16 protein-coding genes are annotated in these 16,208 nt (G+C 53.7%); 5 read left to right on the plus strand and 11 right to left on the minus strand.

Annotated elements, in window-relative coordinates; all coding sequences use genetic code 11:
* Positions 1–59: 59 nt before the first annotated feature.
* Positions 60–377, minus strand: a complete 318-nt coding sequence (locus tag NXT00_RS04185) for a chorismate mutase (protein WP_259078370.1) — start codon at positions 375–377, stop codon at positions 60–62.
* 84 nt (positions 378–461) lie between these two features.
* Here NXT00_RS04185 and pcrA point away from each other — a divergent pair, with 84 nt between their 5' ends.
* Entirely contained in the window at positions 462–2,843 is a 2,382-nt protein-coding gene (pcrA, locus tag NXT00_RS04190) for a DNA helicase PcrA (RefSeq protein WP_259158212.1), read from the plus strand.
* Positions 2,844–2,877: 34 nt separating this feature from the next.
* Here pcrA and NXT00_RS04195 read toward each other — a convergent pair whose 3' ends face one another.
* From NXT00_RS04195 to NXT00_RS04210, 4 genes are all read right to left on the minus strand, one after another.
* A complete protein-coding gene (locus NXT00_RS04195; protein WP_259158215.1) occupies positions 2,878–5,589 on the minus strand; it encodes an ABC transporter permease in 2,712 nt (903 codons plus the stop codon).
* The gene (locus tag NXT00_RS04200; protein WP_259158217.1) at positions 5,589–6,266 is read right to left on the minus strand and encodes an ABC transporter ATP-binding protein; all 678 of its coding nucleotides are present in this window, start codon (positions 6,264–6,266) and stop codon (positions 5,589–5,591) included. Before NXT00_RS04200 ends, NXT00_RS04195 begins: the two co-directional genes overlap by 1 nt.
* Positions 6,266–6,805, minus strand: a complete 540-nt coding sequence (locus NXT00_RS04205) for a PadR family transcriptional regulator (protein ID WP_259078365.1) — start codon at positions 6,803–6,805, stop codon at positions 6,266–6,268. Before NXT00_RS04205 ends, NXT00_RS04200 begins: the two co-directional genes overlap by 1 nt.
* A 146-nt stretch (positions 6,806–6,951) precedes the next feature.
* Complete coding sequence (locus NXT00_RS04210) at positions 6,952–7,665, minus strand: M23 family metallopeptidase (protein ID WP_259078364.1); 714 nt, start codon at positions 7,663–7,665, stop codon at positions 6,952–6,954.
* A 658-nt stretch (positions 7,666–8,323) separates the two neighbouring features.
* On the opposite strand from NXT00_RS04210, the gene NXT00_RS04215 reads away from it, so the two are divergent.
* From NXT00_RS04215 to NXT00_RS04230, 4 genes are all read left to right on the plus strand, one after another.
* Positions 8,324–9,964 (plus strand): DUF6350 family protein, encoded by a 1,641-nt coding sequence (locus NXT00_RS04215; RefSeq protein WP_259158218.1) that lies wholly within the window; start codon positions 8,324–8,326, stop codon positions 9,962–9,964.
* A gap of 28 nt (positions 9,965–9,992) precedes the next feature.
* Positions 9,993–10,613 (plus strand): phosphoribosylglycinamide formyltransferase, encoded by a 621-nt coding sequence (gene purN / locus NXT00_RS04220; RefSeq protein WP_396124749.1) that lies wholly within the window; start codon positions 9,993–9,995, stop codon positions 10,611–10,613.
* The gene (purH, locus tag NXT00_RS04225; protein WP_259158222.1) at positions 10,606–12,168 is read left to right on the plus strand and encodes a bifunctional phosphoribosylaminoimidazolecarboxamide formyltransferase/IMP cyclohydrolase; all 1,563 of its coding nucleotides are present in this window, start codon (positions 10,606–10,608) and stop codon (positions 12,166–12,168) included. The genes purN and purH overlap by 8 nt, the downstream gene beginning before the upstream one ends.
* A gap of 73 nt (positions 12,169–12,241) precedes the next feature.
* Positions 12,242–13,078 carry a CoA ester lyase gene (locus tag NXT00_RS04230; RefSeq protein ID WP_259078358.1) on the plus strand — a complete coding sequence of 279 codons (837 nt, stop codon included), beginning with the start codon at positions 12,242–12,244 and terminating at the stop codon, positions 13,076–13,078.
* On the opposite strand, the gene NXT00_RS04235 is transcribed toward NXT00_RS04230, so the two are convergent.
* From NXT00_RS04235 to rpmB, 6 genes are all read right to left on the minus strand, one after another.
* A complete protein-coding gene (locus tag NXT00_RS04235) occupies positions 13,041–13,712 on the minus strand; it encodes a TetR/AcrR family transcriptional regulator (RefSeq protein ID WP_259158224.1) in 672 nt (223 codons plus the stop codon). The two genes, NXT00_RS04230 and NXT00_RS04235, sit on opposite strands and share 38 nt — an antisense overlap.
* A 2-nt stretch (positions 13,713–13,714) precedes the next feature.
* Positions 13,715–14,617, minus strand: coding sequence for a putative nucleotidyltransferase substrate binding domain-containing protein (locus tag NXT00_RS04240; protein ID WP_259158363.1), 903 nt, complete (start codon positions 14,615–14,617; stop codon positions 13,715–13,717).
* Between the two features lie 169 nt (positions 14,618–14,786).
* Positions 14,787–15,035: a 30S ribosomal protein S18 gene (rpsR, locus tag NXT00_RS04245; protein WP_259078355.1), complete on the minus strand. Its 249-nt coding sequence runs from the start codon at positions 15,033–15,035 to the stop codon at positions 14,787–14,789.
* Positions 15,036–15,050: 15 nt separating this feature from the next.
* Positions 15,051–15,356 (minus strand): 30S ribosomal protein S14, encoded by a 306-nt coding sequence (gene rpsN / locus NXT00_RS04250; protein ID WP_259078353.1) that lies wholly within the window; start codon positions 15,354–15,356, stop codon positions 15,051–15,053.
* A 3-nt stretch (positions 15,357–15,359) separates the two neighbouring features.
* Positions 15,360–15,524 (minus strand): 50S ribosomal protein L33, encoded by a 165-nt coding sequence (gene rpmG, locus NXT00_RS04255; RefSeq protein WP_006063179.1) that lies wholly within the window; start codon positions 15,522–15,524, stop codon positions 15,360–15,362.
* Positions 15,525–15,527: 3 nt separating this feature from the next.
* The gene (gene rpmB, locus NXT00_RS04260) at positions 15,528–15,764 is read right to left on the minus strand and encodes a 50S ribosomal protein L28 (RefSeq protein WP_259078350.1); all 237 of its coding nucleotides are present in this window, start codon (positions 15,762–15,764) and stop codon (positions 15,528–15,530) included.
* Positions 15,765–16,208: the final 444 nt, after the last annotated feature.

The raw sequence follows: 16,208 nt of genomic DNA on the forward strand, positions 1-16,208 counted from the left end.
ATAATGATATTAAGTAGTGACCTCGAGGGAGCTCAAGGTGGTCAACACCATAGTTGAGGCTAGGTGGATTTTGTGCCGAGCTTCCCGCGACCCATGCGCAATAAGATCTGCGCTAAGCTCGGGCCTTCATCGCCCAATTCGGCGTGAAACTGATTGATAATTGCCAGTTCGCGGGTGTGAACGAGACGCGTGCCGCCAGCGGACATCCGCGTGCGTCCAATCGCCTTGGAAATCTCAGTGCGACGCTTCACCGCATCAAGGATCAGACGGTCGAGACGATTAATCTCTTCGCGGTACAGCTGGATCTCGCGATCCGTGAGGGGATCGTCGGTGCCTGAGGGAAACCGAACCTCGAAGTGGGGATCAGAATCGTTCATGGTTACCTATTGTGCCACGCTAGAAGGCAAGAAGGTAGAGGGAGAACATCTTGTGTCCTTTTGGCGTTGTACATTAGAGGCACTATGAATGACAATCACTCGCCATTTTCCCCCTCCCGCCGCCATCGTGACATATCCAACCCCAGTCACCCGGTGCGAGATGAGCCAGATCTGCTTACCGGTTTAAATCCGCAACAAGAGGCCGCGGTGAAACATCAGGGATCCCCACTGCTGATCGTGGCCGGTGCTGGTTCTGGCAAGACCGCGGTGCTGACGAAGCGCATCGCCTATCTCATGCGGTATCGCGATGTCCATCCCGGCCAGATTCTTGCCATTACCTTTACCAACAAAGCCGCAGCCGAAATGCGAGAGCGTGTCACTGAGCTCGTTGGCACGGTGGCTCAACGTATGTGGGTGTCTACCTTTCACTCGACGTGTGTGCGCATTCTGCGCGAGCAGTCACATTTGGTGGCGGGGCTAAACGCAAATTTCACCATCTATGATGCAGACGATTCGAAACGGCTGATCGGCATGATAGCCAAAGATCTGCAGCTGGATTTAAAGCGTTTTAGCCCCCGTATGCTCGCCGCCCATATATCGCAGTGGAAAAATGAACTAATCACACCTGAACGGGCACTCGCGGACGCAGAGGCAATTAAAAATCCCTTTAATACCACTGTAGCCGAGGTTTTTGCGGAATATCACAGGCGGTTGCGCAGTTCCAATGCACTCGACTTCGATGATCTCATCGGTGAAGTGGTGCGTATCTTCACCGAGTATCCCGACGTGGCTGCGTTTTACAGGCGCCGATTTCGGCACGTGCTGATCGACGAGTACCAAGATACTAACCACGCGCAGTACCGCATGATCGCGTTGCTGGTGGGCACTGGTGACGATGCCTCAGAATTGTGCGTGGTAGGTGATAGTGACCAGTCGATTTATGCTTTCCGTGGGGCAACAATTCGCAATATCGAGGAATTTGAGCGAGATTATCCCCAAGCAAGCACGATCCTCCTAGAGCAGAACTACCGCTCCACCCAGACCATTCTTTCAGCCGCTAATGCACTAATCGCCCAGAATGACAATCGGCGCGAGAAGAAATTATGGACCGATCTTGGAGACGGTGACCAGATCACGGGCTATGTAGCTGATAATGAGCACGATGAAGCGCGCTTTGTGGCTGCTGAAATTGATAAGCTCACCGATCGCGGACGCAATTACTCCGATATGGCTGTGATGTATCGTACTAATAACTCCTCGCGCGCCCTGGAAGATATCTTTATTCGAACGGGCATTCCCTATAAGGTGGTTGGCGGTACGCGGTTCTATGAACGTAAGGAAATCCGCGATATTATCGCCTACCTCAAGGTTATCGATAATCCGGACGATGAAGTATCCCTGCGCCGCGTGATCAACACTCCACGGCGCGGGATCGGGGATCGGGCTATTGCGATGCTTACTATGCATGCAGAAAGCACTGGAGTCTCTTTCTCCCACGCGCTCAAAGACGCCGTCGAGGGAAGAATCGCCCTGATGACCTCGCGGGTGCACAAAGCTCTTGCAGGCTTCGTGGAGTTGATCGAGCATCTGCGCACATTCGCACAAGGAGCGGTTGACGATGTCACCCAGCTTCCCAATATTGGCGATATTATCGCCGAGATTCTCGAAACCACAGGGTATCAGGCGGAACTGGAAGCTTCGAGTGATCCTCAGGATGGGGCGCGCTTGGATAACCTCAATGAACTGGTATCCGTGGCCCGCGAATTTTCCTCGGAGGCTGCCAATCTTTTGGCCTATGAACGGATGGGAACCGATGAGGAACTAGAAGAAGAGATAGGAAGCGTAAAGGCCTTCTTGGAGAAGGTATCTTTGGTGGCTGATGCCGATCAGATCCCGGAGCACGAACAAGGTGTGGTCACATTGATGACCTTACATACCGCCAAAGGCCTAGAGTTCCCGGTGGTTTTCCTCATCGGGTGGGAAGATGGGCAATTTCCGCATATGCGCGCTCTCGGGGATCCACGGGAACTCTCAGAGGAGCGTCGATTAGCTTATGTCGGTATTACACGAGCGCGGGAGCAGCTCTATATTTCGCGCGCTATGATTCGATCCTCCTGGGGTAATGCGGTGAGTAACCCGCCGTCTCGATTCATTGGCGAAATTCCGGAAGATCTTATTCACTTCCAGCGGGTGGAACCTGAGAGATCTGAATGGTCAGGTGGGTCGAGTGCCCCGTATATTCCTCCGCAGCGCTCAACGCGGCAGCGGCCCTTGGGTGGGCCGAAGACGCAAGCACGTAACCTTCATCTCGAGGTCGGTGATCGTGTGAATCACGCTAAATATGGGCTCGGAACTGTGATGGAGGTAGGCGGAAGTGCCGCACATACCACCGTGATGATCGATTTTGGTTCTTCCGGAAAAGTTCGTCTGATGCTCATTGGCGGAGTTCCGTTGGAGAAGCTATAGGGATATGGGGGCCATATCTCATGGCCCCCTATTTCTAATCCTGTCGGTACTTCACCAGATCGCGCGGACGGCCGAGGAAGGCCCCCAGCAGCCCCGCCACGGCGGGAAGCACTAGAAGGAAGAGAATGACGATCGGCCACGAACCTTGGTATAGCCCCCGGCCACCCAAAGAGATGAGTTCGCCGTTGATATCATATTCGCTACTGTCGAGTAAAATATAACCGAGCCCATGTCCTAAGATCAGGGCTGGAATAGTAGCCAATAACGTGGTGATAATTCCATAAAAGGCGCTGATTGCGCTGAGCAGCTTCGGCGCGGCGCCGAGAGTGAATAGTTGTTCATTCTGCTGCCTCATTGTTGGCGCTGCCAGAATCATCATCAGAGCTACAATCACAATGAATAATGCCGCTAGGAAGAGGTACTCCGCCTGGAATTGCGATTCTGGGAAGTAGGAGGTGTAGTAATAATCGTCGACCATTTCGGAGATCTTGTTGAGTATCTTCGATGAGGGAATCTCGGGGAAGTTGACCGCGTAGGTTGAGGTGTCGAACTTGATGGTCTGATTCTGCTGGATGAGCGCTTGGGCAGCCTGTGGGCTCAGGATCCACCCATTATAGAATTCGGGCAGAACAGCCGCGAAGGGGAGTTGGGCTCGTCCAATGGTATGGACTCCCTCGTCTTGGGGAAGTTCACTCAGAATAAAGTCTGCCGTGGCGCCCTCGTGGACGATGGCGCTACTTCCCAAGACTCCACCTGCTGCAAGAACGTCAGCGGCGCGGGCTCGTTGCTCTGGACTAAAGATAAAGAGGTCCAGGATTCCGTTATCGGCCTCTCCTAATACTATTGTTGAGATGCCTGATTGCAGATTCACAGTGGGATTTAATATCTTATGTCGACAGTGCCGAGCCGCCTCAGGAGAATCAGTAGGCGATTGACCTTGATAGGAGAAATGAGACCAATCGTGAGCGCGGCAGCCATCTGCAATCTCCAGGGAGAAATCTGACCAGTCCGAGGTCGTCAGGGTTGGCAGTGGGGTAATAGTGGCGCCGGCGACAACTTTTTCGATATTTTCATCGCGGGCGGATAAGGCGCTGGCGATATCCGGAGATGTTTTCTCGGTAGCACTCCCAATGGTGACAAGTGTTTCCGAGAATGTTTTAGCCTCGACGACGCGCCACGGACTAGAGTAGCCGAGGCCGGTGACTGTGAGGAAGGTTGTTATTGTTGCAATGGCCAAAAGCGCCATCACGATGGAGCTCGAGCGCAGGGCTTGCCTTCTCACGAGCCGAGCTGCCAGACGTGCGGATAGTGGTTTTCTGATCATCCCCGCAAGGTAGATCAACCCCGGAACGCAGCCGATGAGACCGAGTATTCCTCCCACTGTTAGCAAGAACTGGATGGCTGCAAGGGCCACGACAGTGTCCCCACTGGAATAGGCTACGGCCTCGGAAGAGTGCGGTAAGGAATGCAGGGCGATAGCACCCATAATGCTCAGCAGGAGCAGCACAGGACCGATGGTCATCCACTTGTGCCAGCGCAGAATCTGGTCGGAGCGATTCAGGGTAACCCCAGCGATAGGGGACCCGCGACTAGCCAGGAGGGCGGGCACATATGCGGCTCCTATACCCCCAGCTACAGCGGTAACGAACACTAATAGCTGAAGCAGCGGGGCAAAATCTAAGCTGAAATCAGGAAAGAGGTACGTCCACCGAAAAAAGAAGGTACCCAATCCGATGACCAGCCCCAGGGTGGCGCCGATAAGAGCGGTGACGAGGCCGTAGCTTAAAACCGCGAGGCGAATATGGCGTCGGGAAGCGCCCTGGGTGCGCATCTGGGCGTAGACCTCGGCCTGTTTCGTGGCCGCAATAGCAAAAACAGGAGTGATCACACTCATCATGATCAGCAAGAGAATGAGGATAAAAGTGAATGATATGAACAACCACATCACAGACTCTGCTGCGTAGGAAGAATTAAAGTCCTTCAAGTCAAAACCTGGATAGAGTTCTTCGTCAGGGATATCCGAAGCCGATTCCATGACAGCTTCCGATTGCACCACCATGCCGCGGGCATTGGCCTGCTTCACGGTGGACCAGCTCGGGGTTTCGGCATCCCTGAGGACCCACTGGGTGTTGGCTGATTGGGCCACGTCGTCGACAGAGAGGAGGGAGCCGATGAGCACGAAGCTGTCCCAGCCTGGCGATATGGATTTTACTGTGAGGGTGGTTGTGGCTGCACGGGTGCTATCAATGAGCCGATTTTCCGTCACCCTCAGCGTATCTCCTGGCCGCAGCCCTAACCGTCCCGCTGATCCTTCGCCAATGATAATCTCTCCTGGGTTTAATGAAGGCGCCCGTTCGAGGGCCTGATTATCAGGGATATGCGTGATCTGGAGTGTAGTATTTCTGCCGTCGATAGTAGCGAGAGCCTCTGCTGTGGCAACGGGCTCGAGCTGAGCGCGTGCACCAAAGATCCGAGCTTCTGAGCGGGGATCTGTGCGGGCATCGGACTCGTTAGAGCATTCGTAGTTATACCCGGTGATATCTTGTTTACACTGGCCTCCGAGAGACTCTACGACAGTTGTGTCGGCGCGAAGATCCGAGAGGCTCATACGCGACTGGTCCATGGCGATATTAAAGCTCACCACCGCTACGGGGATAGTAACGAGCAATATACCAGCAATACTTCTCCATAGGTGCGCTCTTAGGTCTCGAAGCGTGGGCCTAAGACTGGCTATATACGCGCTCATTAGAACTCCTTCACTGAGATTTTGCCGTCACGGACATGGACAATGCGGTCAGTCCAGGCCGCTAAACGAGGTTCGTGGGTCACCAGAATTCCTGCGGCACCGCGATCAACTCGATCTCGGAGGACTTTCATTACCTCTTCGCTGCTGGAGGTGTCCAAAGCCCCAGTGGGCTCATCAGCAAGCACAATACTTCGAGGACCAATGAGGGCTCGAGCAATGGCGACGCGCTGCGCTTGCCCACCGGAGATCTCCCCTGGGTATCGATCGAAGGTGTCCGAGAGTCCCACTTCCTCCAAAGCCGCGGCGATATCGTCGGTGAGGCTGGCAAAGGAAGCACCCTCAAGCTCTAGAGGGAGCGCAATATTCTCGGCTACTGTCAGCGTTGGTATGAGGTTATAGCGCTGGAAAACTACTCCGATGTGTTGGCGACGCAGTCGGGCAGCATAAGCATCATTCATATTGGAGGTATCAACACCATCAATAAGAACCCGCCCTGATGTAGGTTGTTGTAATAAACCCGCAACATTGAGCAAGGTGGATTTCCCTGATCCGGATGGTCCCATGACGGCGACAAGCTCGCCTTGACCCACTGTGAGATCGATATGATCGAGGGCCACGACGCGCCGGACGCCGGAGCCGAATACGCAAGAGATGCCGTTGAGTTCGATGGGGTACATTACCGTTCTCCTTGGTGGGTGGGGCAGGGGTGGAGGGATTCGATGCGATCGAGCCAGCGAGCCTGAGCTTCGAGAGTGTAGATGCGGTGTTCGATCAGCAGACGTCGCGGGAGGCGTTGGTGGGGTAGCTCTCGAGCCTGCTTATTTAAGATGCGAAGCTGGCCTAAAATTTCGGAGCGCTGATTATCGAGTAGATCGATGAGGTCGATGGATGGGTCGGCAATAGCGAGGTAGATCTTTGTTTCTAATTCATCTCTTTCGCTTAACGGGGTAGATACTGGGCGCCTAAACCACTCGCGGACGAGTTCAGCGCCTTGTTCGGTGATGAGGTAACTTTCCGATTGGTGTCCGTTGGCGCCAGTGATGGGGCCAGCTGCAGTGATGAGCTGATCTCGTTCGAGCCTCTTGAGGGTCTGGGTTACTTGCCCCATATTGAGGGTTTGAGTGTGGTCGGTCAGTTCGAGGAATTGCGCTTGCAATTGACTGGGTGTGAGGCGTTGTCTGAGCAGTAGCGCAAGGAGTGCTTGCTTGATAGCCATGGTGCTGCCTTCTCCTAAGAATAGAGGTTACTGAGTAACTAACTTTGAGGTTACCGAGTAACTTAAGAGTAGGGCAAGTGACTGTGGGTTAAGACACAAAAATCCCCCAACCTCTTCAGAGGTGGGGGGTGATCTAGTGAGCCAACTTAAGCGACGAAAACGCCACGTTCAGCTAGCCACGGCACCGGGTCGATAGGACCTTGACCCGCAGGGTGAACCTCGAAATGAAGATGAGATCCAGTTGACCAACCACGAGAGCCCATGCCAGCAATACGCTGGCCAGCATCTACATGCTGACCAACAACGACCTCGACGGTCTCCATATGGCCATAAACGGTGATCGTTCCATCGTCATGCAGTACTCGAACCCAGTTGCCAAAACCTGATGCGGGACCAGCGTCAATAACAGTACCTGACATGGCAGCAACGATGGGGGTCCCCATAGCATTCGCGATATCGATACCGTTGTGCATGGTTCCCCATCGCGCACCAAAACCTGAGGTGAATAAACCCTCAGCAGGCTTTACAACAATATTTTTTGGGGTCCTAGCAAGATGATCAGCCTCTTCGACCTGAGCGGAGAAAGCGATAGCTTTGATCAGTTGGTCGGTGAGGTTAAAAGCCGGCTTGAATTCCGCAAACTCCAGAATTTGAGGAGCAGCAAGATCTGCGGCCGGGACATCATTAGCGGCGAGCTTAATGGCGGGCGAGCCGGACTGGGGTGCTGCGGCTAAGGCGGCGCCAGTGGCGCCCGCAGAGGAAGCGATGCCAGTAGCAGCTGCAACGAAAGCTACTCTCCCGCGGACTGGGTTGATCTGCTTGCGGTGCTTGCCCCCACTCCGAGTTCGTGGCTGATGCATGAAGCTAACTTCCCTTTGCTTGTTGGAAACCTGACGGACAATAAAATTTGCGTATTGTCCTCTATGAACACGCATTATCGCTGGTGTTACATCTTAATCACGATTGTAACCAGTTTGTTATGTACTGCGATATAACACTAGCTGTTAGCGAGGCGATAGGCAAGCCAATTGCGAAGAAAAAATACTTCTTATCAATCGTGATACCCCTCATCTTATTGCTGGTGGTTCACACAGTGCCTATCGATTGCTCGCCTACTCTTAGACATATTCTTCTAGTGCCTTAATAAGTATATGGACTGCAGCTGACGCATGCCCCACATTCTTTGAGGTTGTGCTTAGGAGATAGGTTGAGCGGGGTCCTTCTCTTATCCCCAAAATTCCCGCGGTGACGCGTGAGCAGTGGCTACCGGGTAAGGGTAGGAGAGTAAGCTTAATCTCTTCCGATTTCACAAACTTGCCACCACAGCCAGTATTCACTCCATATTGCCGCGTTTAAGAGATTCCCTAGTTCGAGGCAGATAGATATCCTCGGCACCACCCGTACGGGAGGTTTGGACTTGTGAGGGTGTGCGCATTCGAGGTGTAGATTGATTTAAATTTTTCAGGGGTGGCCGCGTCTTTCTGGCTGATCCCCACAGGTGATGGCAGACTGGAAAGAATGAGCAAAAAGACCGGCCCGAGTGTCGAACCGCAGCGTATTCGTCGCCCGCGAACAGCGGTGAGATCAACCGCTCCCGCTTCACGCACGAGCACGTCGAAGAAGAAAAGTGCCAGGATCTCTTCCACGGACAAGATTCCAGCTGATCTGAGTATAAAAGCTAAAATTCGTCATATCCTCTTTACCTTGACGGTTCCCATAGCAGTTATTCTGGGTGTGATAATTTCTGGCGCCCTGCTTATTTTACTTCTCACTGAAACCTCCATGGCGGCTCTACCTGCCACGATTGCGTTGGGTTGGTTAGCTTTTAATGCTGCGCCCCTCAGCGGTGAGGATGTGGTGATCTCCTACGTACCCCTCGCGCCTCCTCTCCTCTTCGCTTGTGTGCAGGCTCGAACGGTCTACCGTTTGATTAAGGACCGCGTCAGCCTTTATGATCTCGCGGTTATTGCCTGTGCGGTCCTTGGTATACCCACTGCCTTGACGCTGATCGCCGCCGGGATGCTCTTTGATGCTTCCGTCGTTTTCCCAGTTGCGGTGCCACCGTTGCTGCACGCAGTGGGGGCTACAGTCCTTCTGCATCTGCTTGCTCTGGTTGTGGGAATGGGCCCACGGTTGTGGCGCGCCCTGATAAAGCGAGCAGGTCTGTCGCCGAACCTGATTGACGGAGCAGTAGCCGCAGTCCGTTTTATTGCTTATTGCCTTGCGGCAAGCTTAGTGGTCCTTCTTATATCCTTAGGCTTCCACTATCACGTGCTATCCGAGCTTGTGCAGGTATATTCACCGTGGGGCATCGTAGGAGCGAGTATTCTCAGCCTCCTGTATGTGCCGAATTTTATGATCGCTACTTTAGCTTTGCTCTCTGGTTCAGAAGCGATTATCGGCCAGGCAACTATCAGCCTCTTTGGGATTAATCTGGTGGCCCTACCACCGCTACCGCTTATGGCCGCGATTCCTCAGTCTGCTCATAGTGTCGCACCTAGTCTATTAGCTATACCTGCTGGTGTAGCAATTTATGTCGCTGTAAAGGCGCGGTTGAACGCTCTAGAATCTGCCGTAGCTGTGAGCGTGGCTACTGTACTCAATGCGGCCCTTATTTACTTCGGACGGGGCGAATTGGGTGTTTATGGGCTGACAGGTCCACACGTCATCGCGATAGTTCTCGTTCCCACGATATTCACCACTGCACTATTTTGTACGTGGGCCACCGCCACTGTCCAAGCCTCGCGGCGCACCGACAATGAATCCTCGACATCTAATGAACCAGATCCTAGCGACACGGGGAATCACCCTGAGGCAGCCACTGGTGAGACGGAAGAAGATACCAGTCAACCTGAGCTAGCAGGATCGCCAGAAGTCGCGGGAGCTTTAGATTCCCAAGAGACCGAAGAGATCGCAAACGTATCAGAGCCGGTAGAGCCCGACAAAACTGATAGCGAACCAGAATTAGAGGAGAAGGATGAGGAGGGCGTAATTGAGGTCGGGCCATTAGATTCTGAAGAGGTCGCTGAAGAATCCGAGCCGGTAAAACCAGAGGCAAATCTAGAGGAACCAATCGCCTTCGGGCCCGAACGCACCGAAGCTGACCTTGAAGACATAGCTTTTGAATCAGCTCAAGAAGAAAAAGAGACAGAAAACTAGGAAAACCTTATATCAGCACGGCTAGGATATCCCTGTGATCAGCTTCGAATCTTCTCAGCCGCTCAAAATTGTGGTGCTCGCCTCAGGGGCGGGCACCCTTTTGCAATCCATCCTTGATAACCAGGGTTTATACCACGTAGTAGGGGTGGTGTGCGATATCACGTGTCCCGCGTTGTCGCGCAGTGAAAAGGCTGGTATTCCCAGCAGCATCGTGCCGCTGGGAATGAATCGAGATCAGTGGAATGCGGATTTAGCGGTCACTATCGCCCAGTATGAGCCAGACCTCATCGTATCCGCTGGATTCATGAAGATACTTGGTGCCCCATTTCTTGATCACTATGCAGGGCGTACCATCAACACCCACCCCGCTCTACTGCCCGCTTTTCCTGGGGCTCATGCGGTGCGGGATGCCTTAGATTACGGTGTGAAAATCACAGGATCTACCGTGCACTTTATTGATGAAGGGGTGGACACCGGTGAGATCATCGCTCAAGAGCCCGTGGCGGTCTTGAGCGGGGACTCTGAGGCGGAACTACATGAACGAATCAAAGACGTAGAGCGCAGGCTCATCGTCGACGTTCTCAATTCTTTTGCCCGAAAATTTCGGGAGGACCAGCACACAGAGAGGTTTTCTTCCATCCATGAGTGAAGATCGCAAAAAGATTAGCCGTGCGCTCATTAGCGTCTACGATAAAACAGGGCTCGCTGAACTCGCCCAAGCCCTTGACAGCGCTGGAGTGGAAATTGTTTCCACTGGTTCAACCGCGAAATATATAGCTGGACTCGGCATCGGAGTAACCGCAGTGGATCAGCTGACGGGTTTTCCAGAATGCCTGGAAGGGCGGGTCAAAACTCTACATCCCAACGTGCACGCCGGCATTTTAGCCGATACCCGAAAAGCCCATCATCTCAACCAGTTGGCAGAGCTCAACATTGCCCCTTTCCAGTTGGTTGTTGTTAACTTGTACCCCTTTAAGGAGACCGTCGCCTCGGGTGCCGATGTGGATTCGTGTGTCGAGCACATCGATATTGGGGGCCCCACAATGGTGAGGGCAGCCGCTAAAAATCACCCCTCGGTCGCCGTGGTGGTATCCCCGGCTCGCTATAGCGATATTGAGCATGCCCTTCAAATAGGAGGCTTTAGCATTAAGCAGCGCCAGAGCTTAGCCGCCGAAGCTTTCCGGCACACTGCCTCATATGATCTCGCTGTAGCGACGTGGATGGCCGAAAACGAGACTGATTCTCAATTCCCAGAATTTTTAGGGCTCGAGTACCAGCTCAGCACCACTCTGCGTTACGGAGAGAACCCACATCAAGAAGCCGCCCTCTATAGCTCGGGCACGGGACTCGCTAGTGCACAGCAGCTGAGCGGTAAAGAAATGAGTTATAACAACTTTACCGACGCTGACGCCGCCTGGCGGGCCGCGTGGGATCACGAGCGCAGCTGCGTGGCCATCATTAAACATGCCAATCCTTGCGGCATCGCGGTCTCGGATGAATCGATAGCGCACGCTCACCAACTAGCCCATGACTGTGATCCACTGTCCGCATTTGGTGGAGTTATTGCAGCCAATCGCGAAGTCACAGCTGACATGGCGCGCCGTATCGCTGAGATCTTTACTGAAGTGATCATCGCACCCAGCTATGAGGCTGAAGCGATCGAGATCCTCGAAGCTAAGAAAAACCTTCGCATCCTGCGCGCCGAACCACCTCTCGTTGGGGGAGTAGAGCGCCGTGAGATAGCAGGCGGCCTCCTAGTCCAATCGCGAGATATAATTGATGCCCATGGGGATAACCTCAAGAATTGGACCCTCGTTGCTGGTGCTCCCAGCGACCCAGCGGAATTAGAAGACCTTAACTTCGCCTGGCGGGCAGTACGCGCGGTGAAGTCCAACGCCATCCTTCTTGCAGCCAACGGCGCCACAGTGGGGGTAGGCATGGGGCAGGTTAATCGGGTAGATGCCGCAAAATTAGCAGTCGAACGCGCTAATAGTCTCGCTGGAGATATCGAACGGGCTCGCGGTGCTGTGGCGGCATCAGACGCCTTCTTCCCCTTCCCTGATGGCTTCGAAATTTTGGCGGACGCCGGTATTAAAGCGGTCGTGCAACCCGGTGGTTCGATTCGTGACACCGATGTTATCGAGGCCGCTAAACGCGCGGGAGTGACGATGTATCTTACGGGAACCCGACACTTCGCTCATTAGGAATTGGTGATCGTGGTGGTGGTTTTGCTCGCACTAGAAGAAAGCCGCCACCCGATCGACTATTTTTAAAGCTATGACTATTACCCTTCCTGGCCCTGCCATTCTATTTGCACCCGCAGGCCGAGTTGATATCATCCCCAAGGCAGCCCGTATAGCCGATATGGTCATTCTCGACCTCGAGGACGGTGCCGGTGATATCGACCGTGACTTGGCTTATGAAAATATCCGAGCATGCGGTCTGGATCCGGCTTCTACCATTGTGCGCACGATTGGTCCCGACAGTCAGTTCTTTGAACAAGATGTGGCTTTCGTAAAAACGACTCCTTATTCCACGGTGATCGTGCCTAAAATAGGTTCCAATATTCCAGCAGTCCTAGAGGGCCTCGATGTGATTGCGATGATCGAGACTCCTCAAGCAGTGGTCAACCTGCCAGCGATCGCCGCGCATCCGAGCATTGTGGGCCTTTTGTGGGGAGCCGAAGACCTAACCGTGCAACTGGGAGGTACTCACTCGCGCCGTGGACCCGACGAGGTGTACCCGCACACCTATCGCGACACGATGCGGTTGACTCGAGCCATGATGCATATGCAAGCCGCGGCTCACGGCAAGATCAGTATCGATGCAGTTTACGGGGACTTCACCGATGATGAAGGTCTGCGGGCGGAGGCAACCGATGCAGCTCGCTCTGGCTTCGCCGCCAGTGCGTGTATACACCCGCGCCAAGTCGAGGTGATTCGCAAGGCTTACGCCCCCGAGCCCAGCCACTATCAGTGGGCAGAAAAAGTTGTAGCTAAAGCAGCGAACTACCCGGGAGCTTTCCAATTAGATGGTGAAATGATCGATGCTCCACTTATCCAGCAAGCACATCGGATTATTGCGCGGCATAAGTACGCAAAAGATCAAGAGTAACGTCGACCCGGTCTTCTGGCAGAGGGGAATTTAAAACGGCGAGAGCTGCGTCGGCGAGCATGCACGCCGTTTCCGGCAGGCAGGTGGAACTGAGCTGATATGGGGTCGAGCCGTCATTATCGCGCATTTCGCTCACCGAGGTGGCTAAAAGAAAAGGTACGTGAGCGCGAGGATCGTCTGGGCCCACAATTTCAGCCGCGGTTGCGCGGAAGAATTCCCGCAACCGGCGACGCTGATCATGATAGGTGGCAAATTCTTCGGAGCTCACTACTGGCAGTTGGTATAGTTTACCGACATTCCACCGAGTAGATAGTAGCAGGCGACATTCTGAGGCTGTCAGCGCCCACAGCCGCATTGGGGCGGCTAAGGTAGCGTTTTCGAAATGCGCAGCGAGCGCCATCGACGGTTCTACCGTGGAGTTAAGTAAGGTTAGAAATATCTCAGTCTTAGAAGGAAAGTGGTAGTACAGACTCGCTTGCCTAATACCCACCGCATCAGCTATCTGGTGGGTGGACGTAGTGGCAAAGCCTTGGGTGGTGAATAACTCCGCGGCTGCATCCAAGATCTCTTCGCGGGCGGTAGCGCCACGCCGACGAGGACTGTTTTTGCGGGGACGCCCCACTGCTCCAGCCATCCTTATACCTCTTTCTGTGCAGGAAGCGCGGACTCTAGGGAAGAAAATACATCCGAAACCATACGTGTCGACGCTCCATAAGTACTGCGCTGAATGGCAGGCAAAGAAGCGGCGGTGGTTTCGTGGCCATGTACTCGATCAGTGAAGCGTCTAAATTGCAAGCCTAGTCCAGATTCCCACGCGGTGCGCAGATAGTCTGCCTGTGCAGCCTCGAGCGTTCCCGCCAGCACTGCCGAGTTTAGTCGCGCGGGAGTAGAGAACTCTTGTGATTTCGCGGCCACTCCAGCCCATCTAGCGAGCGCAATAATAGGATAGAGCAGCGATTGTCGAATATCGATATGAGCCTTAAGATCTGGCAATCCTGAGTTCATCCTAACGGCTGGCGGTCGGTAAGTAAATGCCTCTTTAAGCAGCTCAACGGCTGCATTTTCTTGGTTAACGACGTGTGCTAATAGCCACGTGCCAGCGTCGGCAAAGACGGCGAACCCACGACCATCAGTGCCTTTCAGTTCCATGAGCCACTTTTCCTTGCTCCGCGCTTCGAATCCAAAGTGGGTGCGTTCAGTCAGGAGTCCTACTTGCCCAATAAGCTCGATCAGTGGCTGGGTATCAACCGCGGTACCGCCGACGGTTAGCCACTTAATGGGTGAACTAGGCAGTGCGTCGCCACGGCCGACCGCTCCGGTGAGTACTAGATCCGCACCCCCAGTCAGGTCCTTGATACCTTCCGAGTGGAGTACATCGGTAATAAGTCGTGAAAACCAAATGACCAGCTCTTGGGGCCTAGCCTCATGCTCAATTGCGTTGCGGATGAGATCCTGAGACTCAAGGAGAATACCGCGAGCGGTGGCAGCATTCTGGCACTGCGGCGCCTGGGAGGCGAGTTCAAGAAGAGAATCATGCAACACAGTTTTCCAGCTTTCCCCGTTGTAAAAAAATAACCACATTAGTTTAGCGCACAAATCCAATAATAACTCGCTGTGCACAACAAAGCGCTCCACCAGATATAAGGTGGAGCGCTTAGGGCTGTCGTTGCAACTCTCTACGAAGAGAGAGGCGTTAATCGTCCCAGACTTAGCGGCTGGTGAACGGCAGGAGAGCCATCTCGCGAGCGTTCTTCACAGCGGTTGCGACCTGACGCTGTTGCTGTGGGGTAAGACCAGTCACGCGACGTGAACGGATCTTGTGGCGATCTGAGATGAATAGACGAAGGGTGTTAATGTCCTTGTAGTCTACCTTCTCAATGCCCTGAGCCTTGAGAGGGTTTTTCTTCGGGCGGCGGGATTGTTCCATCCGCGCCTTCTTCATATTAGTGCGCTTCATTAGATACTCCCTGAATTACCAGCTGGACTTACGAACGCCTGGCAGCTCACCGCGGTGAGCCATCTGGCGCATACGGACACGGGACAGGCCAAACTTGCGGAGGTAACCGCGAGGACGGCCATCGTGCGAGTCGCGATTGCGGACACGAACTGGGGAGGCATCGCGAGGTTGACGGTTCAGTTCGAACTGTGCATCCAGACGATCCTCGTCAGAGGTATTGGGATTCTTAATGATTGCCTTGAGCTCGTTACGACGCTCCGCATAGCGGGCGACGATTTCCTTGCGCTGCTCGTTCTTGGCGATCTTGGACTTCTTAGCCATAGATTATCGCTCCTCGCGGAATTCGACGTGCTTGCGGACAACCGGATCGTATTTTTTCAAGGTAATGCGATCAGGATTGTTGCGCTTATTCTTACGAGTGACATAGGTATAACCAGTGCCAGCCGTAGACTTCAGCTTGATAATTGGACGGATGTCATTACGTGCCATGTGTTAGACCTTCTCTCCCCGGGCGCGGATCTGTGCAACCACGGACTCAATGCCGTCGCGATCGATGATCTTCAGACCCTTGGTGGAAACATTCAAAACAATGGTACGGCCCTCAGAGGGCAGGTAGAACCTACGACGCTGCACGTTGGGGTTCCAACGGCGGGAAGTGCGTCGGTGCGAGTGAGAGACAGACTTGCCGAAACTCGGCGTGCGTCCCGTAACCTGGCAAATAGCCGACATGGGTAAAACTTTCTCCTAGCCGCCCTTCGTTCACACCTGCGCTAACAAGGTACTAAGGGCGTTAACGAACAATTTCGACAACAGCAAGGGACAACCATACCGAAAAACTCAATAAATTCCTAATCCCAATCCTCGATGACCCCGAAAAGTAGTCTGATGGACGTAAAGGAGTAGCACATTAGTGGTTGCAGTCATGCGGACCACCTCGTACTACCCGATGCCGCATGAGAAGTTTCACTGTAAAAGTGGCTAAGAAGATTTCCTTTTCCACCCTTGCTGCTGGTAGTATTTCCGAGGTTGCTATCACGCCACCGCATAGGTGGTGGGCTTATATGTGGTAGAAGCATGACAACTAACCGTAAACGAAACCCAACTCAGGCACGATCACTCCATATAGTAAGTAGGGGCGAGACGACCTGAAGTTTCAATCCTGAGGGAATCGGA

Origin of the sequence: Corynebacterium sp. ES2715-CONJ3, from assembly GCF_024814365.1 — a bacterium.
GTDB lineage: Bacteria > Actinomycetota > Actinomycetes > Mycobacteriales > Mycobacteriaceae > Corynebacterium.